General features: G+C 53.6%; 26 protein-coding genes and 1 other RNA gene. 18 read left to right on the top strand and 9 right to left on the bottom strand.

What is annotated here, in order from left to right:
• The first annotated feature begins 215 nt into the window (after positions 1–215).
• The gene (locus ABIE64_RS18435) at positions 216–1,874 is read left to right on the top strand and encodes a methyl-accepting chemotaxis protein (protein ID WP_007091851.1); all 1,659 of its coding nucleotides are present in this window, start codon (positions 216–218) and stop codon (positions 1,872–1,874) included.
• Between the two features lie 82 nt (positions 1,875–1,956).
• On the opposite strand, the gene ABIE64_RS18430 is transcribed toward ABIE64_RS18435, so the two are convergent.
• Genes ABIE64_RS18430 through ubiE form a run of 3 tightly spaced genes read right to left on the bottom strand, consistent with a single transcriptional unit; the run spans position 1,957 to position 4,739 of the window.
• Positions 1,957–2,385: a GNAT family N-acetyltransferase gene (locus ABIE64_RS18430; protein ID WP_071239363.1), complete on the bottom strand. Its 429-nt coding sequence runs from the start codon at positions 2,383–2,385 to the stop codon at positions 1,957–1,959.
• Between the two features lie 9 nt (positions 2,386–2,394).
• Positions 2,395–3,954 (bottom strand): 2-polyprenylphenol 6-hydroxylase, encoded by a 1,560-nt coding sequence (gene ubiB, locus ABIE64_RS18425; RefSeq protein WP_037989415.1) that lies wholly within the window; start codon positions 3,952–3,954, stop codon positions 2,395–2,397.
• An 11-nt stretch (positions 3,955–3,965) separates the two neighbouring features.
• The gene (ubiE, locus tag ABIE64_RS18420; RefSeq protein ID WP_354378209.1) at positions 3,966–4,739 is read right to left on the bottom strand and encodes a bifunctional demethylmenaquinone methyltransferase/2-methoxy-6-polyprenyl-1,4-benzoquinol methylase UbiE; all 774 of its coding nucleotides are present in this window, start codon (positions 4,737–4,739) and stop codon (positions 3,966–3,968) included.
• A gap of 144 nt (positions 4,740–4,883) precedes the next feature.
• Between ubiE and ABIE64_RS18415 the strand changes: the two genes are divergently transcribed.
• The 3 genes from ABIE64_RS18415 (at position 4,884) to ABIE64_RS18405 (ending at position 9,083) form a co-directional block, all read left to right on the top strand.
• On the top strand, positions 4,884–5,528 hold the full coding sequence (locus tag ABIE64_RS18415; protein ID WP_007091847.1) for a phosphoribosylanthranilate isomerase: 645 nt from the start codon (positions 4,884–4,886) through the stop codon (positions 5,526–5,528).
• A gap of 109 nt (positions 5,529–5,637) precedes the next feature.
• Entirely contained in the window at positions 5,638–6,609 is a 972-nt protein-coding gene (locus tag ABIE64_RS18410) for an ion transporter (protein WP_007091846.1), read from the top strand.
• Between the two features lie 251 nt (positions 6,610–6,860).
• The gene (locus ABIE64_RS18405) at positions 6,861–9,083 is read left to right on the top strand and encodes an anthranilate synthase component I (protein ID WP_354378208.1); all 2,223 of its coding nucleotides are present in this window, start codon (positions 6,861–6,863) and stop codon (positions 9,081–9,083) included.
• A gap of 126 nt (positions 9,084–9,209) precedes the next feature.
• On the opposite strand, the gene ABIE64_RS18400 is transcribed toward ABIE64_RS18405, so the two are convergent.
• On the bottom strand, positions 9,210–9,827 hold the full coding sequence (locus ABIE64_RS18400; RefSeq protein ID WP_007091844.1) for an RNA methyltransferase: 618 nt from the start codon (positions 9,825–9,827) through the stop codon (positions 9,210–9,212).
• 266 nt (positions 9,828–10,093) lie between these two features.
• Between ABIE64_RS18400 and ABIE64_RS18395 the strand changes: the two genes are divergently transcribed.
• The 5 genes from ABIE64_RS18395 to ABIE64_RS18375 all read left to right on the top strand — a co-directional run bounded on the left by ABIE64_RS18395 (position 10,094) and on the right by ABIE64_RS18375 (position 13,805).
• Entirely contained in the window at positions 10,094–10,291 is a 198-nt protein-coding gene (locus tag ABIE64_RS18395) for a CsbD family protein (protein ID WP_037989411.1), read from the top strand.
• Positions 10,292–10,412: 121 nt separating this feature from the next.
• Entirely contained in the window at positions 10,413–10,619 is a 207-nt protein-coding gene (locus ABIE64_RS18390; RefSeq protein WP_071239359.1) for a DUF1289 domain-containing protein, read from the top strand.
• 75 nt (positions 10,620–10,694) lie between these two features.
• On the top strand, positions 10,695–11,468 hold the full coding sequence (locus ABIE64_RS18385) for a HugZ family pyridoxamine 5'-phosphate oxidase (protein WP_354378207.1): 774 nt from the start codon (positions 10,695–10,697) through the stop codon (positions 11,466–11,468).
• 209 nt (positions 11,469–11,677) lie between these two features.
• A complete protein-coding gene (locus ABIE64_RS18380; protein WP_071239357.1) occupies positions 11,678–13,303 on the top strand; it encodes a phosphoenolpyruvate carboxykinase in 1,626 nt (541 codons plus the stop codon).
• Between the two features lie 121 nt (positions 13,304–13,424).
• Entirely contained in the window at positions 13,425–13,805 is a 381-nt protein-coding gene (locus ABIE64_RS18375; RefSeq protein ID WP_139192055.1) for a hypothetical protein, read from the top strand.
• Between the two features lie 50 nt (positions 13,806–13,855).
• Here ABIE64_RS18375 and ABIE64_RS18370 read toward each other — a convergent pair whose 3' ends face one another.
• The gene (locus ABIE64_RS18370; protein WP_071239355.1) at positions 13,856–15,541 is read right to left on the bottom strand and encodes an EAL domain-containing protein; all 1,686 of its coding nucleotides are present in this window, start codon (positions 15,539–15,541) and stop codon (positions 13,856–13,858) included.
• A gap of 427 nt (positions 15,542–15,968) precedes the next feature.
• Between ABIE64_RS18370 and ABIE64_RS18365 the strand changes: the two genes are divergently transcribed.
• From ABIE64_RS18365 to ABIE64_RS18350, 4 genes are all read left to right on the top strand, one after another.
• Entirely contained in the window at positions 15,969–16,667 is a 699-nt protein-coding gene (locus ABIE64_RS18365) for a pyrimidine 5'-nucleotidase (RefSeq protein ID WP_063093248.1), read from the top strand.
• A 191-nt stretch (positions 16,668–16,858) separates the two neighbouring features.
• Positions 16,859–17,704, top strand: coding sequence for a 2,3,4,5-tetrahydropyridine-2,6-dicarboxylate N-succinyltransferase (gene dapD / locus ABIE64_RS18360; protein ID WP_007091836.1), 846 nt, complete (start codon positions 16,859–16,861; stop codon positions 17,702–17,704).
• 143 nt (positions 17,705–17,847) lie between these two features.
• Positions 17,848–18,993, top strand: coding sequence for a succinyl-diaminopimelate desuccinylase (gene dapE / locus ABIE64_RS18355; protein ID WP_354378206.1), 1,146 nt, complete (start codon positions 17,848–17,850; stop codon positions 18,991–18,993).
• A gap of 41 nt (positions 18,994–19,034) precedes the next feature.
• Positions 19,035–20,120, top strand: a complete 1,086-nt coding sequence (locus ABIE64_RS18350) for a 2OG-Fe(II) oxygenase (protein ID WP_354378205.1) — start codon at positions 19,035–19,037, stop codon at positions 20,118–20,120.
• Positions 20,121–20,148: 28 nt separating this feature from the next.
• Here the strand turns inward: ABIE64_RS18350 and ABIE64_RS18345 are convergent, their stop codons facing one another.
• Complete coding sequence (locus ABIE64_RS18345) at positions 20,149–20,829, bottom strand: TetR/AcrR family transcriptional regulator (RefSeq protein ID WP_354378204.1); 681 nt, start codon at positions 20,827–20,829, stop codon at positions 20,149–20,151.
• 157 nt (positions 20,830–20,986) lie between these two features.
• Between ABIE64_RS18345 and ABIE64_RS18340 the strand changes: the two genes are divergently transcribed.
• A complete protein-coding gene (locus tag ABIE64_RS18340) occupies positions 20,987–21,655 on the top strand; it encodes a glutathione S-transferase family protein (RefSeq protein ID WP_354378203.1) in 669 nt (222 codons plus the stop codon).
• Positions 21,656–21,790: 135 nt separating this feature from the next.
• Here the strand turns inward: ABIE64_RS18340 and ABIE64_RS18335 are convergent, their stop codons facing one another.
• Entirely contained in the window at positions 21,791–22,399 is a 609-nt protein-coding gene (locus ABIE64_RS18335; protein ID WP_354378202.1) for a glutathione S-transferase family protein, read from the bottom strand.
• A 141-nt stretch (positions 22,400–22,540) separates the two neighbouring features.
• On the opposite strand from ABIE64_RS18335, the gene ABIE64_RS18330 reads away from it, so the two are divergent.
• From ABIE64_RS18330 to ABIE64_RS18320, 3 genes are all read left to right on the top strand, one after another.
• The gene (locus tag ABIE64_RS18330) at positions 22,541–23,422 is read left to right on the top strand and encodes a LysR family transcriptional regulator (protein WP_071239349.1); all 882 of its coding nucleotides are present in this window, start codon (positions 22,541–22,543) and stop codon (positions 23,420–23,422) included.
• A gap of 43 nt (positions 23,423–23,465) precedes the next feature.
• Positions 23,466–24,053 carry a YdeI/OmpD-associated family protein gene (locus ABIE64_RS18325; RefSeq protein WP_354378201.1) on the top strand — a complete coding sequence of 196 codons (588 nt, stop codon included), beginning with the start codon at positions 23,466–23,468 and terminating at the stop codon, positions 24,051–24,053.
• Between the two features lie 82 nt (positions 24,054–24,135).
• Complete coding sequence (locus ABIE64_RS18320; protein ID WP_354378200.1) at positions 24,136–24,504, top strand: DUF1636 family protein; 369 nt, start codon at positions 24,136–24,138, stop codon at positions 24,502–24,504.
• A 20-nt stretch (positions 24,505–24,524) separates the two neighbouring features.
• Here the strand turns inward: ABIE64_RS18320 and ABIE64_RS18315 are convergent, their stop codons facing one another.
• Together ABIE64_RS18315 and nudC are read right to left on the bottom strand one after the other, a co-directional pair.
• On the bottom strand, positions 24,525–25,319 hold the full coding sequence (locus ABIE64_RS18315) for a substrate-binding periplasmic protein (protein ID WP_354378199.1): 795 nt from the start codon (positions 25,317–25,319) through the stop codon (positions 24,525–24,527).
• 85 nt (positions 25,320–25,404) lie between these two features.
• Positions 25,405–26,331, bottom strand: coding sequence for an NAD(+) diphosphatase (nudC, locus tag ABIE64_RS18310; RefSeq protein ID WP_071239346.1), 927 nt, complete (start codon positions 26,329–26,331; stop codon positions 25,405–25,407).
• A 197-nt stretch (positions 26,332–26,528) separates the two neighbouring features.
• On the opposite strand from nudC, the gene ffs reads away from it, so the two are divergent.
• An RNA gene (gene ffs, locus ABIE64_RS18305) (signal recognition particle sRNA small type) lies at positions 26,529–26,623 on the top strand.
• The last annotated feature ends 136 nt before the right edge of the window (positions 26,624–26,759 follow it).

Here is a 26,759-nt window from a genome sequence, read left to right as displayed (position 1 = left end):
AAGCTTCCCGTTCCCTAGGGAGTTTTACATCAGGGGAAGTCAGAAAGAATAAATATCGTCGCTTTGGCAGGTCCCCGAAATCACCATTCGGATGACAGCCGGAACGATACCAATCCTGATCGTTCATGCCACGACAGCCTCAAATGATCGCTGGCAGACGAGAGGATTTCGAGGAAACAAAAATTCATCAGGCTTCAAAGGACGGGAGACCTTAAATGGCCGAAACCAAACGATCCGGCGGCTCTGTCGGACGCAAAGTTATTCTGGTTGTGGTTGCATTGTTGATTGTCGGCTTCGGCGCAATGATGACGATCCAGACGGTTTCGCAACGCGATGCGATGATCGAAATCATGTATAATGAGTCGGTCGAAAAAACCGAAATGCTGTCAACAGCCGTGCAACCGGGCTTTATTGCCATGGACGGCAACTCGGTCGAAAAAGAATTTCGCAAGATCACCGACAAGGAAGGATCACAGCTGGCATCGCTGGTGGCAGCCAATCCGGACGGCGAACCCATTGCGACCTATCAATCCGAAAACCTTCCCGAACACGATCTGGCTGCACTTGCCGAACCTTATCTGGAGCGGCTTGAAAACAAGGAAGTTGTCAGCTTCATCTCTGACGATGCGGTCATTGTTGCTGCGCCGATTACCAAATATTCCAAACGCCGGGACGAAGATCAATATCGCGGCATGCTGCTGACCGCATGGAGCTTGGAGCGCGTAAATGCCGAGGTAAAACAGGCCGTCATCATCCAGTTGGCCCTTGCGGCGGCAATCCTTGCCGTCCTTCTGGGCAGCACCTGGTTTGTCCTGCGCAATCAGATCATTACCCCGCTTGTTAAAATCAATGGTGCCATGGCGGCCCTTGCTGATGGCAATCGCGACATTCACATCCCTGGCGTTCATCGCACCGATGAAATTGGCCAGATGGCGGCCTCGGTCGAAGTATTCAAGGAAAATGCCAACCGAGTTGCCCAACTTGATCGGGAACGCGAACAGGAACGCGAGCGCGCAGAAATAAAACGGCGAGAGGCAATGAACGGCCTTGCCGGGCGTTTCGAACAGACCGTCATGGGTGTTGTCGACGGTGTATCGGGCGCATCAAGCGAAATGCAGCAAGTCGCCCAGACAATGGTTGCGGCCGTTCATCAGAACGAATCCGGTTCGCAGGCAGTGGTTGCCGCGGTTGAGCAGGCCAATCATAGCGTCGAAACGGTTGCCAGTGCTGCCGAACAGCTATCTGTTTCAATCCGCGATATCAGTGCGCGTGTAAATGACACGTCAAACATTACCGCCAACGCCAGCACCGAAGCCAATCGAGTCAATGAAATGGTTCAGGGGCTTGATGTTTCAGCACAGAAAGTCGGCGAAGTGGTCCAGATCATTCAGGCCATTGCCGAACAGACTAACCTTCTGGCCCTGAACGCCACGATCGAAGCCGCACGTGCCGGTGACGCGGGTAAAGGTTTTGCCGTGGTGGCCAACGAGGTAAAGAACCTTGCCAATCAGACAGCACGCGCGACCGAGGATATTTCAGCCCAGATTTCCGGCATTCAGGGATCGACCCAGGAAGCTGTTGGTGCAATTGATGGCATCACCAGCATCATCGCCAATCTGAACGAAATCGCATCCGAGGTTGCCGCCGCAGTTCAGGAACAGGGACAGGCGACGTCCGAAATCTCACACTCCGTCCAGCAGGCGGTCCAGAGCACGCAGGAAGTCACAAGCCATATCCATGAAATGCAGTCTGCGGCCCGCCAGACCGGCGATGCCGCCCGACAGGTACTTGATGCCTCCGAAAAACTTGGCGCGCAATCAGGAACGCTGCGCAGCGAGGTCGGCAACTTCCTTGATGAAGTCCGCACCAGCTGATTGCGAGATTGCCGAAAACAAAAACGCCGTCCGGTCTGACCGTGGCGGCGTTTTTTTTTTTAAATGTCGGGTTTAATCACGCCTAGAGCAAAGGTTCCCGATCATCGGATTCGGCATCAAGCCGCATCATGATCGTTTCATTTAGGTCCTCATATCCATGCTGGCGATAAACCGGTTGCATATCAAGTGTCGCCAGAATCCATCGTTTGACCCGCGCAATATCGGGATGAGCATGCAGGGCATCAAGCATCATGGATGCAATGCCCCGACGACGGTAATCGGGGTCAACAAACACATCGGCGATATAGGCAATGGCGATGAAGTCGGTCACGACGCGGGCAAAGCCAACCTGCCGCCCATCACAATAGGCACCAATCGGTAACGACATTTCAACCGAACGGTCAAACTCGCCGCGCGACCTGCCGCGCGACCAATAAGAATTGGCAATGAAATCATAGCAATATCCAAGGTCCAGCCGACCGCGATCACAACTGATTTCAATTTCGCTCATTGCCGTCCTCTATTTGACGAACAGGGCGACTGCAAGTGCTGCAATCGCGACCCAAAGCAGGATGGATTGCTTGGAAACTCCACCGGAACTGCGCTGCCCGTTTGACCGGCCACGCATCGCGGCAACCGTATCAGGATGCAGGCGTAACCCCTGATCGGTAAAGACAGCCGATGCCTGTTCGGCGGCCTCAAGAACGCGAGGCAACCGGCGCAACATGGTCCCTGCCTGTCGGGTAGCTTCGGCAATCTTTGCTTCCGGGCCAAGGTTTTCACGCATCCATTCCTCAATCAGCGGACGCGACAATTCCCACATATTCTCGTTCGGGCTTAAAATACGCGAAAGCCCCTCGGCGACAATCATGGTTTTCTGCAACATCAGAAGCTGCGGCTGGGTTTCCATCCCGAAGGTTTCGGTAATCTGGAAAAGCTGCCCCAACAGGCGCCCGACCGAAATATCGGCCAGTTCCTTTCCCAGAATCGGCTCGCCGATGGAACGGCACGCCTGCTGGAAATTTTCAAGCGACTGGTTACGTGGGACATATCCCGCTTCGAAATGCACCTCGGCGACACGGCGATAATCACGCGTCAGAAAGCCAAGAAGCATTTCTGCGAGGTACAGGCGCGTCTGACGGTCAACACGCCCCATGATCCCGAAATCAACGATGCTGACCTTACCGGTTTCGTCGACAAACAGGTTGCCCGGATGCATATCGGCGTGGAAGAAGCCGTCACGGAAAACCTGTTGGAAAAATGCCCCCGCCGCCTTCGCCAGAAGGGCAGAGCGATCAACACCCATGCGATCCAGGGCTTCGACATTGTCGATGCGAACACCTTTGACCCGTTCCATGGTGATCACATGTTCCGCCGTCCGTTCCCAATCGATCTGCGGCACATAATAGGTCGGATCAGCCTCGAAATTGTCGCGGAACTCGGATGCTGCCGATGCTTCAAACCGCAAATCCATTTCAAGATGCACGCTGTCTTCCAGCGTCTTGATGGTTTCAACCGGTTTGAGACGACGCAAGCGCGGTTGCGTCAGTTCGGCAATCTCCGCCACCCAGTAAAACAGATCTAGGTCACGGGCAAAGCGCGTCTTGATATCCGGGCGCAGCACCTTGACGGCAACTTCTCGCCCATCGGACGTGGTGGCAAAATGCACCTGCGCAATGGATGCCGCCGCAACAGGCGTATCATCAAACTCGGAAAACAGGGTTTCAAACGGCCCGTCAAGCTGTTCGGTAATGATCCGCTTGGCAATCTTGGCCGAAAATGGCGGCAATCTATCCTGCAGGCTTGATAAATCAGCCGCAACATCATCCCCGATCAGATCGGCACGCGTGGCCAGTGTCTGGCCAAGCTTGATGAATGCGGGGCCCAATTCTTCAAGCGCACGGGCCAACCGGCGCCCCGGCCGCAAATCGGATCGACGTGAAAATGGTGCTGTCAGTCGGGCAAAAAACGCCAGAACCTTTCCACCCGGCACAAGGGCAAGTGGAAACAGCGCATCATGACGCGCCAAAGTCCTAGCCATTCCAAGCAGTCGAAAGCTGTTGCGAACGAACCTTATCATTCAGTCGCCACCTATACCCGCCAGCCCGAATGAATGGCGGCAATACCACCGGAAAGATTGCGATATTTCACCCGTTCGAACCCGGCATCGCGGATCATGGATGAAAAAGTTTCCTGATCGGGGAACTGACGGATGCTTTCGGCCAGATACTGATATGCTTCGCGATTCCCGGCAATGAAGCGACCGATTTCAGGCAAAAGCTTGAAGGAGTATGTGTCGTAAAGTTTATCAAACCCCGGCACCACTACCTTGGAAAACTCTAGACACTGGAATTTTCCACCCGGTCGGAGCACACGATAGGCTTCGGAAAGGGCTTCGGTAATCCGCGTCACGTTCCGAATACCAAAGGCAATGGTATAGGCATCAACCGAATGATCGGGCAGTGGCAGTTTCTGCGCATCGCCAACAGTCCAGTTGATGTTTTTCAGCAACCCGTGATCCACCGCGCGATCACGACCGACATGCAGCATTTCATAGTTAATGTCGCACACAGTGACAGAGCCGCCACCATTCTTCAGGAACCGGAATGCAATGTCCCCGGTGCCACCGGCAACGTCCAGCAGCTTCATGCCCGGACGCGGCTTCAGCTCGTTGATAAACGTATCTTTCCACAAACGGTGTACACCGCCGCTCATCAGATCGTTCATCAAGTCATATTTGGACGCGACAGTATCGAAAACCTCACGCACCATGGATGCCTTCTGGCTTTCCGGAACATCCCGAAAACCGAAATGGGTTGTCTTTTCGCCGTTTTCGCCCCCGGCTGGGCCTGTGTGCTTGCTCATGGCCGGGAAAATAGCGCAGCAACAGCCATCTCGCCAGTGGAAAGCCACCTAAATTCGCAAATATCCTGTTGGTCGGGATCACTTTCTGCTAGGACCAAATGACTTGGACGGAAGTTTGAATTGGCTACAAGACAGGACACCCCAATGAGCTGCATGGTCAAAATCTGTGGAATCAATAGCGAAGACGCCGCAATGGCCGCGATGAGTGCCGGTGCAGATGCCTTGGGCTATGTCTTTTTTCCACCAAGCCCGCGTCACATATCGCTTAACGGCGCCACTACTTTGACCGAGCGCGTACCGGACAGCATCCTTAAGGTTGGCCTGTTCGTTGAAGCTGGTGACGAAGCCCTTGAAAACGCGATCAAGGCCGGTCGACTTGACGTGATCCAGATGCATGGCAAGGAAAGCCCGGAACGGGTCGCAGAAGTAAAAGAAAAATTCGGTCTGCGCGTCATGAAGGCCGTTTCGGTCAGTACGTCCGATGACATTGATGCCGCTGCGGCAAACTTCGATGGCGTCGCCGACTTTCTGCTTTTTGATGCTAAACCGCCCAAAGAAAGCATTCTACCCGGCGGCAACGCCGTCAGCTTTGACTGGACTCTTCTGACCGGGCGCAGTTTCAAAAGCAGCTGGATGCTCGCCGGTGGGCTTGACCCTGATAATGTCACCGATGCGGTACGCATTTCCGGTGCACCATGGGTTGATGTATCGTCTGGCGTTGAAAAGACCAAAGGCGTGAAAGACGCGCGCAAGATTGCCGATTTCATTCGCGCGGCAAAGGGCTACTAGTACCCGACCGCGCTGTATCAGCATCCTCTTTAACCATTTCTGAAGCGATCCCCGCAATTATCGGACAATTGCGGGCGGTGTTTGGTGCCCCGTTAGCGTATGGGGTCAAATGGAAAGAACGCTTCGATCAAAAGTTCAGAATTTGCTGCATGGGGTCGACCGTCAATCACGGGTGTCATTGACGGTACATCTGATCCTTGCTTCGCTGATCGTGATCAATGTTATCTGCGTCATTCTCGACACCGTTCATGAATTGGCCGAACAGTTTTTTATACTGTTTCTGGTCATTGAGCTGATCTGCACGGCGATTTTCACCGTTGAATATGTCTTGCGCGTATGGTCCGCCCCCGATAACCCGGAATTTTCCGGGAAATGGGGGCGTTTGCGTTATATGCTGCGACCGATGGCAATGGTTGATCTGATTGCGATCCTCCCGGTCTTCTTGCTGTTTTTCACGTCGATTGATCTCCGGTTCATCCGCATTGTCCGTCTGCTTCGGCTTTTGAAATTCACCCGCTATTCTACCGGCCTTGAACTGATGCTGATGGTGTTTCGTCAGCAGATGGGCATCTTTGGTGCCGCAAGCGCGGCGCTGGCCTGCATGCTGGTTTTCAGCGCCGGCGCCATTTATCTTGCTGAACACGAAGCCCAACCTGACGCATTTGGCAACCTGCCCAGTGCCCTTTACTGGAGCGTTATCACCCTTGCCACCGTCGGTTACGGGGATGTCGTACCAATCACAGCACTCGGTAAAATCATCGCAAGTCTGATTTCACTAACGGGTATCGGCATCGTCGCGGTGCCTGCCGGTATTCTGGCATCCGCCTTTTCCAGTGAACTGCGCCGCCGCGAGGAGGCCTATCGCCAACAAGCCGCCCATCAGCTTTCGGGAAAACGCCTGACGGAGGCCGTGCGAAAAAGGCTGCGATCCCATCAGGACGAACTTGGCATCAGCGATGAACAGGCCCAGTCAATCATATCCGACATCCGCGACATTCATCACAATCACGAAGACGATCTTTTGTCCTGTCCACATTGCCATAAACCGCTTCGTTTCGAAGTTTCCGAACCGGGCGAATAATCGTCTGATCAAAATGCTTGACGCCCGCCTGATCGCTGACCATAGTTTGAAACATGAAAACACACGGCATGAACCCAATCCTTATTTCCAATCGTTGGTGGTGGTCCGCATAAGCGGGCGGCCAATTATCATGCCCTGAAACAACCGGCCGCCTGATCTTCGCAGGCGGCTTTGTGTTTTCAGACCTTTTTCCTATCTGCTGAAAAGTCACATTGCTCCTGCGGCAGCGCCCCGCAAACGGAGTATTTGACGTGACCAACCCGACTTCTGAAACCAGTAGCGAATATCGATATACCACCGATGGCGGCATCGCCGTTATTCGCCGCCAGACAGAAATCACCTATGAAAATGCCACCGAAAGCCTGATCGACGCGCTTGATCGGACCAAGGGCGTTTTGCTGTCTTCAAGCTACGAGTTTCCGGGTCGTTATTCGCGCTGGGACATGGGCTTTGCCAAACCACCGCTGGAAATCACCGGACGCGAACGCGGCTTTGCCATTCGGGCGCTAAATGATCGCGGCCGGGTACTTTTGCCAATGATTGAAAATGTCCTTGCCGGTCACGCCCATATCGAAGGCCTGACCAAGGGCGATGACGGGCTTTACGGCTATGTCGGCAAAGCAGCCGCTTGGTTCCCCGAAGAAGAACGCAGTCAACAACCCAGCCTGTTTTCCGTTGTCCGGGCCATTCGCGATCTGTTTGCCCACAAGGGCGAGGAACGTTTGGGTCTATACGGTGCCTTTGGCTACGACATCGCCCTTCATTTCGAACAAATTGCACTGACCCAGGACCGCAGCAGTGATCACAAGGATGTCCATCTTTATCTACCCGACCAGATGATCACGGTCGACCATGCGTCCAAGGTCGCGACCCTTTTTGAATATGACTTCATTGCACCAGATGGCCATAGTACCGCCGGGCTAGATCGCATTGCCCAAGATCACCCGCCATCACATGGTGCGAACGGCATCGTAGAAAATGATATGAAAGACGGCGAATACGCCGCAGTTGTCGATGACACCAAGCCACGATTTGCGCGCGGTGAACTGTTTGAAGTCGTGCCAAGCCGCGTCTTCCGGACCGAATGCAAAACTGCCCCGTCGGAAATCTTCCGCCGCCTTAAACGCCGTAATCCGGCACCCTATGGTTTCCTGATCAATCTTGGGGACGGTGAACATCTGATCGGGGCATCGCCGGAAATGTATGTCCGCGTCACCGGTCAACGTATTGAAACCTGCCCGATTTCGGGCACCATCGCGCGCGGTCGCGACGCGATCGAAGATGCGGAAAATATCCGAACCCTTCTGAATTCGGCCAAGGAAGAATCCGAACTGACCATGTGCACCGACGTTGATCGCAACGATAAGGCACGCGTCTGCAAACCCGGCAGCATCAGAATTCTTGGCCGTCGCCAGATCGAAATGTATTCCCGCCTGATTCACACGGTCGATCACGTCGAAGGCCGCCTGCGCGAGGGGTTCGATGCGCTTGACGCCTTCCTGACGCATTGCTGGGCTGTGACCGTTACCGGTGCGCCCAAACGGGCCGCCATGAAACATATCGAAACAGTCGAACGCAGCCCGCGCGCATGGTATGGCGGGGCCATCGGGGCGGTTCTGTGCAATGGCGATCTGAATACCGGCCTGACATTACGCACGGTGCGTCTCAAACAGGGTGTTGCCGAAGTTCGCGCGGGTGCGACATTGCTGTTTGATAGTGAATCTGCCGCCGAAGAAGCCGAAACCGTGTTGAAGGCATCGGCCATGATTGATGCCGTCACCCGCGATGCCAAGGACGAAGCCACCATTGATCCGACCATTTCGGGCGTTGGCAAACGCGTGCTTCTGATCGACCACGAAGACAGTTTTGTTCAAAACCTTGCCAGCTATATCCGTGCAACCGGTGCCGAAACATTAACGCTCCGCCCCGGTTTCCCGGATGAGGCGTTTGATGATTTCAAACCGGATCTGGTGTTCCTGTCCCCTGGTCCGGGGCGCCCCGATGATTATGGTCTGCGCCAAAGCATCGAACGTGCCCTTGCCGCGGGGCTTCCGGTCTTTGGTGTTTGTCTTGGTTTACAGGGGATTGTCGAATTTTTTGGTGGATCACTTGGTCAACTCGACACACCAATGCATGGCAAACCGTCTAAGGTGAAACTGGACCCGTCTGATCCGTTGTTTGAAGGCCTTCCCGATGAAATCGTTGTTGGGCGCTATCACTCGCTATTTGCCGACCTGGCAAGCCTGCCAGCTGACCTTAAAGTCACCGCGCGCAGCAATGACGGTGTGGTTATGGGGATACGTCATCAAAGCCTGCCGATCAGCGCGGTTCAGTTCCATCCCGAAAGCCTGCTGACCCTGCAAGGCGATGTCGGAATGCGGATGATTGCCAACCTGCTTCGCAACCCGCACGGCATTCTGCCCGAAAAGGCTGAGATTTTCGATGGTGATGAAGCAACAGTCCAAGCCGCCTGAAACGATACGATAGACCGGATTACCTGACCCATCCCCCTGTCATCGACCTCCCCCTGTCGATGAAACCGGGTCAGGAAAACGCAACGGCCGCGCCCCTCCCTCGCGGTCGTTGCTTCATTTTATGCCTTAATCGTCGTCGTCATCCAGCGTCCCGTCGATCACACTGTAATCGGGTGGCGGAGCCTGACGAAACTTTTCCGGATCTGCTTTGCGTTTGTCACGCGTGCGTGAAATCCAGCCGCCATAAAAGGCTTCGGGCTTTGGCTCGGTCGGGGCACCAGCACGTACCGGGCGCGGGGCGAACCGGCCCAGACTGATCAGGCGGTCATACATCACGATATTGGCAGCAATCGCGACATTCACGCAGAAGCTCATCGGGATTTTGATGATGAAATCGCACTGATCCTGCATTTCCTGCGACAGATTTCCACGTTCCGGCCCAAGAATATAGGCCGCGCGCGACGGATGTTTGAAACTTGGCAGTTCAATCGCATCAGGTGTCAGTTCGACACCAACCATCCGGCATCCATCGGGCAGAAACAGATGATCGTGATCCGGGAAGTGATAGTAGGGCATCTGCTCGGACGCACGTGATGTGTCGGCCACATTGGCCCGTTCATCACGAAAATCCGCATCCACCGTAAAGGCAAAGCTGGCACCAAACGCATGAGCGGAACGAAACAGCGTGCCCACGTTAAAGGGCTTGCTGGCCCCTTCGATCCCGATCCCGAAATATCCGCGCATATTGTCCTCCGTGCTGCACGCCGATGGTGCGCTCACACACACTCCAATGAAAAAACTGGCTCGGCTATACCCGTCACAGGCGAATATGGCAAGTCAGCGGGCCGCACCCCTGCCCCGGCAGAGGAAGCAATCCAGGCATCGTGGAACAAAAAACACTCCGAGCCGTTTTATGATCAGGCAACCGGAAAAGCTGCATGCCATTGGCATGCAGATAAAATTTCCGGACCGAACGAGCAAACAACCCGAAAGAAACAGGAGAACACCTGATGAATTGGGACCAGATTGAAGGCCGTTGGAAACAGATGCGTGGTCACGTCAAGCGCGAATGGGGCCGCCTCACCGACGATGATCTTGATGAGATCGAAGGCCAGCAGGAAAAACTGGTTGGCTTGGTTCAGGAAGCCTATGGCGTTAAACGCGAAGAGGCCGACCGTCAGGTCCGCAACTGGTTTGACCGCCTCTAGGGCTTTCACCCCCACCAGATTACCACACGTAACAGAGCCCGCCGGATTATTACCCTCTTGATCCTGGCGGGCTTTGTGTTTTCTATGCAGGCAATCAATCCTGTTACCAGCTTGGAAAATCATGCCTGTCAAATCCCCCTGCATTGGCGTTTGCGTTCTTGACCCGGTCGCCGGGTACTGCATCGGATGCTTTCGCACCGGCGATGAAATCGGCGCATGGATGGGCATGAGTGACGGCAGCAAGAAACGGCTGCTGGAAACCATCCGCAAACGGCGTCTTTCGACCACTTCCGAACCGCTGATCACGACCGGGGACAAAGGCCTGTAACCCAGCCAGACCAGACATTGCGGACGGCAACAACCAATCCTAAATAAAAACCCTGATCATCAAAGGGGCGTATGCATGTCGAGCCTTGCACAGCAAAACGGAAATGCAGCGGCAGAACTCCGGCGCATGACGAGACGTGCCTTACATGCCGTGATGGCTACAACCGCCTGTGATCACAAACAGGTCGGCGATGGCTGGCCGGTGACGTCAATCGTTGTCCCTGCTGCGCATATTGATGGCAGCCCCATTCTGCTGATTTCCGATCTGGCGGATCATACCCGTCATTTACGACGTGATCCGCGTCTGTCGCTTCTTTTCACCGACGGCAATATCGATGCCGGACAAAGCGAGCGGATCGATACGGATAATGCCAGACTGACGATCTTTGGCCGGGCCGTTGCCGATCACGCACCGGAAACACGCCAACGCTACCTTCAAACCCATCCCGATGCCGCCCAATATGCCGATTTCGCCGATTTTGACTTTTACCACGTTGCGGTAGAGGCGGTTTACTGGGTTGGCGGGTTTGGCAAACAGCGCCGACTAACGGGAAACCAGTTTGTGATTGATGGCTGCCAACCACTGATTGATGGCCATGATGAAGTCATTTTCCACATGAATTCCGATCATGCCGATGCGATAGCCGACATTGTCGGATATTTCACCGATCAGGATAAGAATGACGGTTGGAAAATGGTCGCCATTGATTGTGATGGAATGGATTTGGAATGCAATTCTGCCGATTCCCGACCTTTGCGGGTCAACTTCACCGAAACAATCCGCAGCCCCGGCGAAGCGCGCGATATTCTGGTCGAAATGTGTAAAAAATCGCGCGGTCAGGTGTCCTGAATTTGGCAACGAAGATTTAATTATCACTTTCGAAAGGTGACTTTTCGCAAACGCAAAAACGTCTACGTTTTCCTTGGTATTGAGCCAAAGGACAGGTTGCTTTTGAGACACCTTTGTAACAATATGTCGCGACGCAAACGGTTAACCCACATACCGATTGTGTAGAATTGACTATTAACCCCAGACTCAATTCCCACCAGGAGAGATCCGTGCTGCAATCAGGACCCGTTGTCAGCCGTGTAGGCCTTGAAACCCATGGCCTCAAGAATCTTGGCGCCGTTCACTGGAATTTGGACGCTGCCGGCCTCTACGAACATGCAATCCGTCGTCAGGAAGGTAAAATTGCCAAGGGTGGCGCATTTGTTGCGCTGACAGGCGAGCATACCGGACGTTCCCCTCTGGATCGCTTTATCGTCGAAGAGGCAGGCACCAAGAATGACATCGACTGGGGCGACGTTAACCGCCCGGTCAGCCCGGAAGTGTTCGAGCGCCTGTATCAAAAAGTGCGCGCTTACTTCCAGGGCACCGAACTGTTCGTTCAGGACTGCTATGCCGGTTCGAATCCGCGTTTCCGCCTGCCGGTTCGCGTGATCAACGAAAATGCATGGCACAATCTTTTTGCGCGCAACATGTTCATTCAGCCGCAGAAAGAAGAACTTCGCGACTTCGCACCGGAATTCACCGTTCTGCACGCTCCTGGCCTGCAGGCTGATCCGGAAGTCGACGGCACCCGTTCCGAAGTATTCGTCGTCGTTTCGTTCGAACGCAAAATGGTGATCATCGGCGGCACCTGGTATGCCGGCGAAATGAAGAAATCGATCTTCTCTGTTCTTAACCATATTCTTCCGGCCAAAGGCGTCATGCCGATGCATTGCTCGGCCAATATGGGCAAGGACGGCGACACCGCGATCTTCTTTGGTCTGTCGGGTACCGGCAAAACCACCCTGTCGGCCGACGCATCACGCACGCTTATCGGTGACGATGAACATGGCTGGGGCGAAGATGGCGTCTTCAACTTCGAAGGCGGCTGCTACGCCAAGGTGATCAAGCTTTCCAAAGAGGCAGAACCGGAAATCTATGCCACAACCCAAACCTTCGGGACGGTTCTGGAAAACGTTGTGATGAATAAACAATCGCGCGAGCTTGACCTCGACGATGCCCGTCACACCGAAAATACCCGCTCAAGCTATCCGATCGAATTCATCCCGAATGCATCGGAAAACGGTCGTGGTGGTCACCCGAAAAACATCATCATGCTCACCTGCGATGCGTTTGGCGTTCTGCCGCCGATCGCCAAGCTGACCTCGGCACAGGCGATGTACCACTTCCTGTCGGGTTACACCGCAAAAGTTGCTGGCACCGAAAAAGGCGTCAAGGAACCGACCGCGGCGTTTTCCGCCTGCTTTGGCGCACCGTTCATGCCGCGTCATCCGTCGGTTTATGCCAAGCTGCTTGGCGAACTGATGGAAAAACATCAGGCAAATTGCTGGCTGGTCAATACCGGCTGGTCCGGTGGTGCGTATGGTGTCGGTTCGCGCATGAAAATCGCCTATACCCGCGGCCTTCTGAACGCGGCGCTCAATGGCGAACTCGAAAATGCCGACTTCGCGACCGACCCGTATTTCGGTCTGGCATACCCGACCGCGTGTGGTGACATCCCCGCCGAAGTCCTTAACCCGCGTGAAAGCTGGTCAGACAAGACTGCCTATGACAAAGCCGCCGCGAACCTGACCAGCCTGTTCGAAAAGAACTTCGCGAAGTTCGAAGAACATGTCGCTGCCGACGTTCGCGATGCTGCAATCCGCAGCAACGCCGAAGTCAAAGCCGCCGAGTAAGGCGACTGACACCCGTTATTTAAGAAAGGCCGGTGCATGCATCGGCCTTTTTGCTGAAAACAGAAAATTGATTCTCGTTTCAACCGACGGAACTGCCCGAGCTGTGCCGTCCTAAAATACGTTGACGTTTTTTCCTGAAGCCAGCGGTCGATCATCCGCTGGCTTTTTGATGCACGCTTTCTGTTGTTTGCATTGCCAGAGCGATCTGCGTGCAACACTGGCAAAGCTGCGTGCGCAGAAAGCCGATTTGACCCAATCGGTGCTTTTGATGGAAGAGATGGGGCAGACGCAAGTGGTTGTCGACTACAATTTTCAGTCGGCGGTAGATGACCCCCACGGACTAATTGCCCATCACGCGGTGACACAGGCGACATCGTACCAGAACGAATTAAATCAACATTCTGGGGGTCAAAAACATCATCGAAAGGCTCTCGCTCTTCCCGGCAAAATGAAAACACTCTCGCTTATGCAAAACCCCGCTAACAATCTAACGGGGTTTTGACACAGGCTCAGAATGGCGACCTTTACGGTGACTAACGGATACTGAACTTACTACCGTTTGGGATCATTAATATTGCGCCAGTAAAGCGTAATGTCCTTTTCGGGCTTACCGAAAAGATATCCTTGGGCATAGTCAAAACCGACCTTGGTGACCATTTCGCGCATGGTTTCGGTTTCGATCATTTCGGCCACGACCTCGACCTTCAGTTCATGACAAAGATCGACCAGCGATTTCAGGAATGCACGGCCTTTGGTTGCCTTCAATGACTGTCGGATCGATTCCCCGTCTATTTTGACATAATCAACATCCAACGCACTGAGATATCGGAAATTCGATGCTCCTGTACCGAAATCATCCAGACAGATTTCAACACCAAAATCGCGGAACCGTGAAATCCAGGTTGATGCGGTATCGATATCCGTAATCTCGGCCGTTTCGGTAATCTCGATCATCAACTGCCCCATCGTGTCGCGATTGCGTTCAAACAGTGCAATCACAGACCGGCAGAAATCCGGGTTTTCGATGCTATGACCCGAAACGTTGACCGCCACACGTGCATCGATGCCCTCGTCCAGCTGGTTACGGATCCATTTGAGGGTCCGGCGCATCATCGCCAGATCCAGCCTGTGGATCATATTGACCTGTTCGGCAAAGCTGATCAGTCGTTCCGTCGGAATAAGATTACCATCGTCATCATAAAAGCGCGCCAAGACCTCGAAATGATGGATTTCCGCAGATGGCAACCGCACGATCGGCTGATAAACCGCATCGAATTTCAGACGGTCAACCCGCATGCCGAAATCGCGCATTGCCGAAAAGGTATCATTCACCAGATTGGGGGTCTGGCCTATCAGGCGCGAAAATGTAAATCCGTGCTCCTGCCGGTCGCAGAACCGGCGGATAGAATAAAGCACCCCGCGAGCAAGATCGCCGGGCGGGATCATTTCGGCCGTAAAGTCGGTAACAGACGTGGAAATCTCCACCCCCTTGCCTTCCGGATCGGCGTCCCGCGCACAATCGGCAATCCGATCTTCAAGTTCGCCAACTGGCACATCGGGCCGGTGCAACATACCGAACTGATTGCCATTCAGGCGGCCCGCAGTATCCCCGGCAACGGAATGCGCCCTTAGAAATGCACCGATACTGGATAGCATTTCATCCCGTTCGATCTGCTCCATGCGTTTGCAAAGCGGATCAAAGGCATTCAATGTCATCAGGGTGAATTTGTGTTCTGCACCGGTTTCGCGTTGCGCCATCAGGCGTTCGGTCACCACCCGGGACAGACTTTCCTCGTCCATCAGTCCGGTTGCCTCATCGCGCCTGATTGATCGCGCCACATCATGGGGTAGCGTATTGATCGCAACGCGCAGGGCAACAAAGAAATGATCGCCAAGATCGGGCAGGAAATAACCACTCATGGAAACCGGGGCGCTTAACTGCTCATCCGGGCGAATAAACCGCACCTGGATATTGTCCATACGGCCACGACGGCGCGCCACATACAGCATTTCCTGAACCAGCGGCCGGAATTGCGAGGCCAGAACCGATTGCAGACTATGTCCTTCAAGGTCGGCTGCGGACCGGCCCATCATGCCATCTGCCGCCCCGGATGCGAACACGATCCTCAGATCGTCATCCAGTTCAAGCAGAAGATCCCCCCACACAAACGCAAGTGCAGCGAAACGATTCCGTTCGTTCCGAAGTGCCGTCGTTCGACTTTTGAGAAGCTTTTCCAAAGGGTCCTCTTGCGCTGCCTCGAAATCCTTGCGCCTTCCTGCCCCCAATTCAGGAAGTCACATCATCCGCAAAGACGAATTCGCCTATCATCTGCATGGCACCCTTAATAACGCCTTTACAGCACCGACAGATTTCGAACTTCGCGAATACATTTCCGGGTGCGTAACGCGCCGAAATTCGGAACATTCCCCTGGCACCGCCCGGTTCCAAACACAGATTGACTATATCTTTGTTCAGGCTGCGCTTTTTAAACCCCTACCCCGAATTATTCGAGCCTGAAATTGTTGCAAAAACCGCATGCCTACAATGCTGGGCCATGAAATCACCGTCGGCACCTTTGCAAACCGGATGTAATCCCATAATAAAGAATGTCGTGAACGCCGCGTAGCTTTGTGCCGCCATCGCCCATAACCGGAATGCTTCAACATGCCCTCGATCGTTTCTGCCACTGCTGTCATTCCGCGTATTGCGCCGGACAATGTCCTGATCTTTGATCTCGACAACACGCTCTATCCCTCGGCATGCGACCTGTTTTCGCAGGTCTCGAATCTAATCGGGCAATATGTGCGTGATACATTACGGATTCCGGCGGACGAGGCCTATGTGATCCAGAAAAGCTATTTTCACCGCTATGGCACGACGCTGCGCGGTCTGATGACCGAACATGACATTGATCCGGCGGATTACCTTAACAAGGTTCACAATATTGATCTGTCCGTGATGGATCCTGCGCCGGAACTGGCGGCTGCTTTGGATGCGCTGCCATGCCGCAAGGTGATCTTCACAAACGCGTCGCGCGGGCATGCCGAACGGGTGATGGATCGCCTTGGCATTGCCAGCCATTTCGAAACCATCTTTGACATCGTCGACGCCGACTATATCCCCAAACCCGAACGCCAGCCCTATGACCGATTGCTTGCGCGCGATGCAATTGATCCAACGCGCGCGATCTATTTTGAAGACATGGCCAAAAATCTGCTTCCGGCAAAGGACATGGGCATGACGACCGTATGGGTCCATACTGACGAGGAATGGGCGCAGGTTGGCCGCGACGATCCCAGGATCGACCACGAAACCAACAATCTGGTGCATTTCTTACGCGAACTGGGCAAGGGTCCGGCCTAAAACCGGGTTCGGGCAAATTTGTCATGGTTCCAAGATTGAGCTTGGTGCCGTGATCGGGTAATTCTTGCGCGGGTCAGAATCAGGGAACCCAAAAGCCGGAACTACGTAAACTGGCGGAGTTGACTTCACAGCAGGCTTTGACCATTCTCCGCCCGACATGAAATTAAGGCTGACCGCAAGGACTTCTGAAAATGGACAGAACAGAACTTGAAGGCGTGATCAACGTCGCATGGGAAAACCGCGACGAAATCGGCTCCGCCACCCAGGGTGAAATCCGCAAGGCCGTCGACCAAACGCTTGCCGCACTTGATAGCGGCAAACTGCGTGTTGCCGAAAAGACAGACGGCAAGTGGATTGTCAATCAGTGGGCCAAGAAGGCGGTTCTTCTGTCCTTCCGTCTCAATGACATGACCACCATTTCCGGCGGCCCCGGCGAAAACACCAACTGGTGGGACAAGGTCCCGTCAAAATTTGAAGGTTGGGGTGAAGCTGAATTCAAAAATGCTGGCTTCCGGGCCGTACCGGGCAGCATCGTGCGCCGTTCGGCCTATGTCGCACCGGGCACCGTTCTGATGCCGAGCTTTGTGAATCTTGGTGCCTATGTCGATACCGGCGTGATGGTCGATACCTGGGCAACTGTCGGTTCCTGCGCACAGATCGGCAAAAACGTTCATCTTTCCGGTGGTGCCGGTATCGGTGGCGTGCTTGAACCCCTTCAGGCCGGTCCGGTCATCATCGAAGACAACGCCTTTATCGGGGCGCGTTCGGAAATCGTCGAAGGTGTTATCGTCGAAGAAGGTGCCGTGATTTCGATGGGTGTATTTATCGGCGCTTCAACCAAGATCATCGACCGCACCACTGGCGAGACCTTTGTCGGCCGCGTTCCGGCATACTCGGTTGTGGTTCCGGGCAGCATTCCGGGCAAGCCATTGCCCGATGGCAAACCAGGGCCGAGCCTGTATTGCGCGGTCATCATCAAACGTGTTGATGAAAAAACCCGTTCGAAAACCTCGATCAACGAATTGCTGCGTGACTGATTTCTATCACCGGATTTTCTAATGATCTATAAGGGGCGAAGCGGAATGCCGTTTCGCCCCTTTGCACATCAAATGTTTCACTTGAAACATCCATGATGGATTTTTAATCCTACTCATTCATCAAGAAGCCAAGAGAATATCAAATGTCCGCCGCCCTTGATCTTGCCCAATCCCTGATCCGCTGCCCGTCCGTTACCCCTGCGGATGCCGGTGCGCTTGATGTCTTGCAGACAGCCCTTGAAGCACGCGGTTTTGACTGCAAACGAAAAGTGTTTCACGAAGACGGCTGGGACAGCATAGACAACCTTTATGCGCGGCTGGGAACCAAAGGGCGCAATTTTTGTTTTGCCGGGCATACTGATGTGGTTCCGGCGGGCGATGTCGCGGCTTGGACGGTTGATCCATTTGGTGGCGAAATCAAGGATGGCCGTCTGTTCGGGCGCGGCGCGGTTGATATGAAAACCAACATTGCCTGTTTCGTTGAATCCGTTGACGCCTTTCTGGCGACCCATCCCGATTTTGACGAAAGCATCAGCTTCCTGATTACCGGTGATGAAGAAGCCGATGCGGTGAACGGCACGATCAAGCTGCTGGACTGGTGTGACAAGCATGGCGAAAAACTTGATGTCTGCCTTCTTGGCGAGCCGACCAATCCGACATATCTCGGCGAGATGATGAAAGTCGGTCGCCGCGGTTCCATCACCGGCTGGCTGACGATCTATGGCGCGCAGGGTCATGTTGCCTATCCACACCTGGCAGATAACCCGGTACCGCGCATGTTAAAGGTCCTCAATGCACTGACCACGCATGAACTCGATAAAGGCACTCCGCATTTCCAGCCAAGCAATCTGGAAGTTACCACCATCGATGCCGGGAATCCGGCGACCAACGTGGTTCCGTCAAAGGTCAGTGCTGCATTTAATATCCGTTTCAATGACCTGCATCAGGGCGTCGATCTGGAAAAATGGATCCGTGAAACCTGTGCTGCACATGCCGGTCCCCATGACCTTAAAGTCAAGATTTCCGGCGAAGCCTTTGTATCCGAGCCGGGCAGACTGGCAGCCCTTATTTCCGATGCCTCGGAAAAAGTCACCGGCCACCGACCGGATATGAGCACAACGGGTGGCACTTCGGATGCGCGCTTCATCCACAAATATTGCGAAGTCGCGGAATTTGGCCTTGTCGGGCAAAGCATGCACAAGGTCGATGAGCATGCGATGATTGATGATATCGAAAAACTGGTCGTGATTTACGCCGATATTCTTTCGGGGTACTTTGCGAAAGTCTGAGAAAGGCCGGATAGATTTAAATGGATCGGGGGATCAGGGAAATGGCAGAGACACCGAAGGCCGCAACCAGTTCAATTCGGATTGCCAAAGGTGACATTGTCCCGAAAATCGTCCTGCCCGATACCGCCGGACAAACGGTCGACCTGACAGATCAACTGATCGCGGGAAACACACTTGCGCTTTGGTTGCTGGATGAAAAACCGACCAAGGAAACATGGCAGGAAATTGATCGGTTTCTCGATCAGGTCGCGGGTTGCGAGACCCTGACTTTTCTGATCATCGGCGGCACTAAAAGCCCCAGGAAGGCAGCAAAGTCAAACGCCAAGGCAACCGAGCTTTATGACGCGGAAAACGCGGTCAAAAAGCTGTTTGGCGTTACTGGCCCCTCAATGCTTCTGATCGATCCAAATCATCGGCTGGTGTTCAACGCATCGTTTGCGGATGTTGATAACGGCATTGACGTCTGCAAGGCAATCCACGCCGGAAGCAAATCAGACGTGATCAATCGCCAGGCACCGGTCATGTTGCTGCATGACATTCTGGAACCGGAATTGTGTCAGGAGCTGATTTCCTATTGGGAAGCCGGTGAAAAGCGTGCGGATGGTGTATCCAAGGGGACGGAAAACAGCAGCACGGCGAAATCCGACATCAAAAAGCGCAATGACGTTGTCCTTCTGGATGAAGTGCTGTTTGAGAAAGTCAAAAGCCGACTTGTGGGGCGGGTTATCCCGGAACTGTTCAAGGCATTCCAGTTCAGAACGGCAAGCATGGAAGCCCTAAGGATCGGGTGTTATGACGCCGCCGACAAGGGACATTTCGGTCGCCACCGGGACAATCGCACCGCATTTACCGCACATCGTCGATTTGCAGTGTCGCTGAACCTGAACCCGATAACTTACGAAGGCGGGCAGGTTCGTTTTCCCGAGTATAGTCGCGGCCTTTACGCGCCGCCTGCCGGGGGTGCCGTCGTCTTTTCCTGTTCACTGTTGCATGAAGCAATGCCGGTGACCAAGGGACGCCGGTTCGGGATATTTACCTTCCTAACCGATGAAGCCGGTGCGATTGCAGAACAGAAAATGATTGCACAACGCAAAGGCCAGGTTGCACCACTTGCGATGAAACGCTGATCAAGGCCTAGATCGTGTTTTCGGCCGGTCAAAGCGCCGCATCAGTTCCGCTTTTCTGCGGTGATTTAAGCCGCGGCACCGTTTTTCGCACCGAACTGAGGATCAGTTCAGCAGTTTCCTCATCAACCGCACGTCCAAGAACCATTGCACCGACCATCATCGACAGCATCGCGGTCGCATTGATGCGGTATTCCTTGCTGATTTCATCAAGTGGCGGGTTTTCAAACCATTCATCGGCTTCTTCGCGGGTCATCGGGACTATACCGCGTTCTTCGAGTGCGAGTTTTCCGGCAAGCCTGCCACACGCCCCGCGGATCACCTTGGAAAAGGCTTTTTGCGCCCGTTCGCCCGACCGGGCAACTTCGGTTGAAAGCGTCGGCAACGCACATCCCTTGCCGGGATGATTGAGGTGCTGGTTCGACAGATAGAGATCAGCAAAGGCCGTGGTCCAATCAAGGCCGAATTTTTCTGCTCTGCGCAAACGCGACAGGATCGGTTCTGACAAAAGGTTAATACCGCTGTCTACGGTGGCGACAAACAGGTCTTCCTTGTTTTTGAAATGCGCGTAAAACCCGCCGCGCGTCAGTCCCGCATTGGCCATCACCTGATCGATCGTCACATTTTCATAGCCGACCGTTTTGAAAAGCTTGGCCGCCGAGCGGATGATTTTTTGCCTCGTCTTTGGTTTGTGGTCCGGGCTGTAAGGCATGCTTTGGCTCCGATTGGTGTGGCTGGAAACAAGGCTCGCACATTTTTATAATATGTTCTTGAACATATTATGTAGTCCGCAATCCTGTTGGCAAGTTTCGCGCATCAAAGCCCTGTTTCGGTTTCATGCGCGTATCATTGATGCAAAGGATTTTGCGATGTCCGAGGTGATTATTTACGGCATGCCGCGCAGCAGCCTATCGCGCACCGTCCGTATTGCCTGTATCGAGAAAGAGATTTCGTTCGAGTTTCGCACCAAGGGCATTCAAACCTCCGGCTCATCCCCTACGCCCGAATTGCTACGCTTCAACCCGTTTGGCAAGGTGCCGGTTTTGGTACATGACAGTCTGGTGCTATACGAAACAGCCGCGATCTGCCGGTATATTGACGATGCCTTTGACGGACCATTGTTACGCCCCGTGCGTCAGGACAAGGTCGCGCATATGGAACAATGGATCAGTGTCGCGCTTACCCGGCTTGATCCCCATATCCTGCGGCAATTTGTCATTCCGATGGTCTTTGCCAATGAAGAACAGCGCGACGATCCCGGCTTTGCCATACGCATGAGCCGCATGGGCGAGCTGATTGCAGGAGACCTCAAGGTTCTTGATCCGCATTATGCTGGCGGCTGGTTGTTCGGCCCGCGTTTCACCATCCCCGATATGCTGATCATGCCGATGATCCAGTATCTGAAAGCAATGCCCGGGGGACCGGAAATTCTGGCAGAAGTACCAAATCTGGATACGGCGTTCAAAAGTTTTCAGGCACGCCATTCTGCGGCTGTGACCGACCCGCTGTTACCGGACCGTATTTTGCGGACGGCATAGAGGCCCCCCGCACCTTCCTTTTCCTTTCCCCTTTGCTCTAACTGGTTCGCGCATTGGATGTTGCAGCCGCCCCGTTCCGGAATCCCCTAATATGTTTTCCGGCGTCGGGGCGGTTGCTTTTTTATCCCCGGAAAATCAGGGCTTCCACGTGATCGGAATATAGCCCGGCAAGGCCGCAACACGATCAAGCCACGCACGGATGCCTGGATATACCGAAAGGTCGATATCGCCTTCTTCAGCGACATGAGTATAGGCATACAGGGATATGTCTGCGATCGACAGTGCGTCCCCGACCAGCCAGTTATGCCCCGACAACCGCTTTTCCATCAGATCCAGCGCCTTTTTCGCACCAGCCCGCTTCATCGGCACCAGAATATCGGCATGTTCAGGCATGCCCTTGACACCGACCCATGAGCGCAAAACAGCAATCGTTGGTTCATGATCATATTGTTCAAAGAACAGCCATTGCATGACCTCGGTGCGTTCCCACGCATCGGTCGGCAAATAAGGTGTTCCTTCGGCAAGGTGGATCAGGATCGCATTGCTTTCGACCAGAACCCGGCCATTGTCAAATTCCAGCGCAGGGATTTTGCCATTGGCATTGATGCGCGACAGAAATTCGGGCGTGCGGGTTTCACCCTTGGTGATGTCATGTTCGACCAGATCAAATGATTTGCCAAGCAGGGTCAGCAGCAACCGAATCTTGTAGCCGTTTCCCGACGGTAAAAAATCGTGAAGTATCATTCCGGTATTCCTTTGGCACATACGGTTTCGTATTGGCCGGCCGAGGGAGATAATTGGTTCTGGCCCAGGATCAAACAATCGAATAGTTTTGACCTGACTGTTCAATTTTATTGATCTTTTTTACTGATCAAAGGAAGTCACATGGATTCCGATCTGCTCCGAAGCTTTGTCGCCTTTGCCGAATGTGGCAGTTTCAACCGTGCTGCGGATCGGATCGGCCGCACTCCATCGGCATTTTCCATGCAGATGAAACGGCTGGAAGATCTTGTCGGAAACAAGCTGTTTGAACGGGAGGGCCGCAATGTTTTGCTGACAGCGGACGGCATCACCTTTGTCGGTTATGCAAGGCGAATGCTGTCGTTGCAGGACGAAGCCATGGGAAAGATGCGCGGTCATGATAGCAGCCGTCCGATCCGGATCGGATGCCCGGATGATTACACTCAGAAAATCCTGCCGGTGGTGCTGCGTGCAATACGCAAGGTCCATCCCGATGCCAAATTCTTCATTTCCGTCAACCCGACGATATTGCTGCGCCGGATGCTCGACCAAGGAGAACTTGATATATCCGTCATCAGCCGGTCGGAACAGGGTGAAGAAGGATATTTCTTGCGTCATGAGCCCGGTGTCTGGGTTTCATCCCCCATCCACCGACAACATCTGGCAAACCCATTATCGCTTGTTCTGCCTGCGGAGGATTGCAAATTCCATGCATGGGCAATTGATGCGATTTCCAAGGCAGACCGGCCATATACCTTGCTTGCGACCACACGACAGGCCGCATCGCTTTTGCATCTGGTGCGTGACGGTTTGGGTGTCGCCGCCCTTGCAGCGGCAAGCGTCACCGATGAGTTTCAGATTCTTGAAAGTCGCGACGGTTTCCCACCATTACCCGCAGTCGGTGTAGCCCTGATGATGTCAGATACGTCCCATCCGCTAGTGGATCGCCAGCTTGCCGCAACAATACAGAATTTTGTAAGCGACCATGTGGTTGATGACAGCTTGACCAAACGCGCAGCAAGCTGATTTTATTCCGACTGGGAGACGCATCCACCGGAGATTCAACAAAATGAACAGTCTGACATCAAAGATTGAGGCCTTTCTGGCACAGGAAAAATGGCACGAAGAACGCAAGGCCCTGCGAACGATCATTCTTGAATCGGGCCTGACCGAAGACGTGAAGTGGGGTAATCTTTGCTACACGTCGGAGGGCAAAAATATCCTTATGATTTACGGGATGAAAGATGATTGCGCGCTTGGATTTTTCAAGGGCGCGTTGATGGAGGACCCTGAGGGTGTTCTTGCGAAACCGGGTGAAAATTCGCAGGCAATGCGCCGCATTCATTTTACGTCGGCTGAAGAAATCAGAGCAAAAGAAAATGCTCTGAAGGCCTATATCAAAGCGGCCATCGAAGTCGAAAAATCCGGCCTGAAGATTGATTTCAGCGAAAAGGAAAATCTTGAGCTTCCGACTGAACTTTTGGATGAATTTGCAAAAAATCCTGATCTTGAAAAAGCGTTCAAGGCCCTGACGCCGGGGCGGCAGCGGGGATACAATCTTTATTTTTCTGGTGCTAAACAATCGGCCACACGCAGGTCCCGAATTGAAAAATCTGTTGCCGGAATTCTTGCGGGCAAAGGTCTTCAGGATCGATAGAACCACCAGATGATTGCTTGACCCGATAACCGGCAAGCTGGTTTTATGCGCCCCCACAAACACCATAATCATGACGGATAGCATGTCCCCAAAAGCCCGCCTGAATATCTGCACGACCTGCACCGCATCCTCGACCGAAAGGGCAACGGAGCCACGTCACGGTCGGATACTGTTTGATAAAATGGTCGAAAACGGGGCGACGCTGGACATACCGTTTGAAATCAGGGCCGTTGAATGCCTGACCAATTGCAAGTCGGGCTGTTCGGTTGCGCTGAATGGCATGGGAAAATGGGGTTATGTTTACGGAAATATTGATCCGGAAAACATGATCGCTGATCTGCAGGAACTTGCCACAAAATACGCGGAAACAGATGACGGCATCGTGCCTTGGCGTGAACGTCCTGAAAGTCTGCGTCGCAATGTGATTGCCCGAATCCCGCCACTAGACTGACGGCAATTGAGGCCAAAAGCTTAACCTGTTGGCAAATTTCCGTGCATATCGCGCCATTCCTGCGCGATATTTCCTTCCCTTTTCACTATCCGGATTAAATCATTGAACTCAGCCAGCGATATCGCCGACTGTTTTGAAAGAACCGCAACCAGCTCGTAGCTGAAATCAGGGCTTGGTCCAATAAATACTCTCTGACTCAGTTCCGGATTTTTTGCATAGGCTCTTGCCAGAAATCCTGCTGAAACAATGCCAACGTCACCTTCTCCGTCCAACAAATGGTCGAACAATTGTTGTTCGTCATAGTGGAACAAAACACCGAAATGATCTTGCAAATACTCAGGATTGGCGTTGAAAGAGGCAAATTTATAGTGGAACCCCAGTACGCAAAGAAGCTCATGTCGGGTTACATCGTCGAACCAACCTGGCCCCGGAACGTCCTCCTTGCGGGCAATGAATAAATCATATTCGACAACAATGGGATCAGAAAACAGAACATCCTGATCTCTCCAATCCCAGTCGGGACTTTCCATCAAAATGAGATCGAAGCCCCCCATCGCAAGATCGTTGTAGCGACGACGTGACGATGTTTCGACCAATTCGAAAAAGTATTTCGATTGGATGGCATTGAGGTCTGCAATCAATTCCGGGGTGAAACCTGAAGGTTTATCATTTTCAAAAAAATAGACGACGCCATATTCATAGGCGCCAACCTTAACAGGTATCGCGTTCTTGGTGTCAGCATTGGCCACTGTGGCAACCACCCAACAAACCAGCACGCTCGACATATGACAAAACCAACGAGATATCCCCTGCATCAGAAGCCTCTCCCTTTTCGCACACTTTAGATCGCCAATGCGCGTCGGCCCCGGATTTTGCATCAGGATATGACGCTGATCCCTTCTATATGCGGCCTTCGCGCCAATTTTCCAGAAGGTAGCGTGCAATTGAAATCGGACGGGGAAGGTTGATGCCCTTTTCGGGGAGCCCGGCAACATCGTCGCGATGCACCCACATCGCAAATTCAATTTCCTTTTCATCAATGACGATGTCGGTCGTTTCTGCCTCGGCGACGAAACCCAGCATCAATGAACCGGGGAAAGGCCATGGTTGAGATGCAATATAACGTGCACGTTTGATGCGTATCCCGACTTCTTCGAACACTTCGCGCGCAACCGCCTGTTCAAGGGTTTCGCCCGGCTCGACAAACCCGGCAAGCACAGAAACGGTCCCGGGGAGGAATTGCGGGGAACGCGCCAGCAATACATGATCATTGTGATGGATCAGCATGATAACCGCAGGATCAGTCCGCGGGAAATGCGGTGTGCCACATGCCGGATTACTGCATTGCAGACGATAACCAGCTTCCATCACATGGTTGGGGTGACCACAAACACCACAAAAACGGTGCTTGTGGTGCCAGTTGAAAATGGCACGGGCCTGCGCAGCCAAGGCGGCTTCGTCTTCCGAAAGGGCTGCCATGCGGCTTCGCATATCGCCAAAACCGCCCCCAAGCCGACGAATGGCATCATCACGGTCGGAAATAACCGGTTCGATATCAATGGCAATGACCGCTTCGCCGCCCTGTCGACCGATATAGATCCAGTTTGCCCGTTCGATTTCGAGATCAAGATGCGGCAAGGCCGGGCCGCCCACAACGACCAATTCATGCTCGTTCATATCTTCAGGCCAGGCAAAAAGCGGATCACCACCATGACAGATCAGGATTTTGACGTTTTTCTCGGCCAGCAACAACTCGCGCCAGTTTTCCCGGGTGCGCAACTGGGCATCGCGATCCAGATCTGTTGCTTCGTAAAACAGCCTGTCCATTTCGGGGCAATTCCTTGGTTGGGTCCACCAGAGACGGGATCGAGTCCCGTAATTCAATATGGTGGGTCAGCATATTCAGGTGACGGGTACCGACATTAGCGCGACCAAACCCGCCGTCAAAGCCACGATCATGCGATTTATCAAAAAATCAAAGCCGGGCCTTGCGTTTTATGGTTCCTTGCGCGATATAGGGGGCGAGAGGCTGGCCGTGGACGGACCGCTCGCCAACCCGGTCAGGACCGGAAGGTAGCAGCCGTAACGAGTTTTTCCGGGTCGCGGTTCAGTCTCTCACCCTTTATATCCCCCAAAAATCACCTGTTTCCGCCATGCTTTGCAGCATCATGCCTGCTATGGAATTTTGTGCGGGAAATTTCCCACTTGGTCTTTCCCATGCGGGGGCGAAGCTGCTAAAACCAAAGCACATTGAA

Source organism: Thalassospira sp. MBR-102, assembly GCF_040549275.1.
Taxonomy (GTDB): Bacteria; Pseudomonadota; Alphaproteobacteria; order Rhodospirillales; family Thalassospiraceae; genus Thalassospira; species Thalassospira xiamenensis.
This window is presented reverse-complemented; position numbering and strand designations above follow the sequence as displayed.

Bases quoted from the DNA above. Each gene is read 5' to 3' on its own strand.
- ABIE64_RS18320 (WP_354378200.1), top strand. From the start codon at position 24,136: ATGTCCCCAAAAGCCCGCCTGAATATCTGCACGACCTGCACCGCATCC.
- dapD (WP_007091836.1), top strand. From the start codon at position 16,859: ATGGACAGAACAGAACTTGAAGGCGTGATCAACGTCGCATGGGAAAAC.
- nudC (WP_071239346.1), bottom strand. From the start codon at position 26,331: ATGGACAGGCTGTTTTACGAAGCAACAGATCTGGATCGCGATGCCCAG.
- ABIE64_RS18395 (WP_037989411.1), top strand. From the start codon at position 10,094: ATGAATTGGGACCAGATTGAAGGCCGTTGGAAACAGATGCGTGGTCAC.
- ABIE64_RS18330 (WP_071239349.1), top strand. From the start codon at position 22,541: ATGGATTCCGATCTGCTCCGAAGCTTTGTCGCCTTTGCCGAATGTGGC.
- ABIE64_RS18430 (WP_071239363.1), bottom strand. From the start codon at position 2,385: ATGAGCGAAATTGAAATCAGTTGTGATCGCGGTCGGCTGGACCTTGGA.
- ABIE64_RS18340 (WP_354378203.1), top strand. From the start codon at position 20,987: ATGTCCGAGGTGATTATTTACGGCATGCCGCGCAGCAGCCTATCGCGC.
- ABIE64_RS18400 (WP_007091844.1), bottom strand. From the start codon at position 9,827: ATGCGCGGATATTTCGGGATCGGGATCGAAGGGGCCAGCAAGCCCTTT.
- ABIE64_RS18315 (WP_354378199.1), bottom strand. From the start codon at position 25,319: ATGCAGGGGATATCTCGTTGGTTTTGTCATATGTCGAGCGTGCTGGTT.
- ABIE64_RS18350 (WP_354378205.1), top strand. From the start codon at position 19,035: ATGGCAGAGACACCGAAGGCCGCAACCAGTTCAATTCGGATTGCCAAA.
- ABIE64_RS18385 (WP_354378207.1), top strand. From the start codon at position 10,695: ATGTCGAGCCTTGCACAGCAAAACGGAAATGCAGCGGCAGAACTCCGG.
- ABIE64_RS18415 (WP_007091847.1), top strand. From the start codon at position 4,884: ATGAGCTGCATGGTCAAAATCTGTGGAATCAATAGCGAAGACGCCGCA.
- ABIE64_RS18325 (WP_354378201.1), top strand. From the start codon at position 23,466: ATGAACAGTCTGACATCAAAGATTGAGGCCTTTCTGGCACAGGAAAAA.
- ABIE64_RS18365 (WP_063093248.1), top strand. From the start codon at position 15,969: ATGCCCTCGATCGTTTCTGCCACTGCTGTCATTCCGCGTATTGCGCCG.
- dapE (WP_354378206.1), top strand. From the start codon at position 17,848: ATGTCCGCCGCCCTTGATCTTGCCCAATCCCTGATCCGCTGCCCGTCC.
- ABIE64_RS18345 (WP_354378204.1), bottom strand. From the start codon at position 20,829: ATGCCTTACAGCCCGGACCACAAACCAAAGACGAGGCAAAAAATCATC.
- ABIE64_RS18335 (WP_354378202.1), bottom strand. From the start codon at position 22,399: ATGATACTTCACGATTTTTTACCGTCGGGAAACGGCTACAAGATTCGG.
- ABIE64_RS18410 (WP_007091846.1), top strand. From the start codon at position 5,638: ATGGAAAGAACGCTTCGATCAAAAGTTCAGAATTTGCTGCATGGGGTC.
- ABIE64_RS18390 (WP_071239359.1), top strand. From the start codon at position 10,413: ATGCCTGTCAAATCCCCCTGCATTGGCGTTTGCGTTCTTGACCCGGTC.
- ubiB (WP_037989415.1), bottom strand. From the start codon at position 3,954: ATGATAAGGTTCGTTCGCAACAGCTTTCGACTGCTTGGAATGGCTAGG.
- ubiE (WP_354378209.1), bottom strand. From the start codon at position 4,739: ATGAGCAAGCACACAGGCCCAGCCGGGGGCGAAAACGGCGAAAAGACA.
- ABIE64_RS18435 (WP_007091851.1), top strand. From the start codon at position 216: ATGGCCGAAACCAAACGATCCGGCGGCTCTGTCGGACGCAAAGTTATT.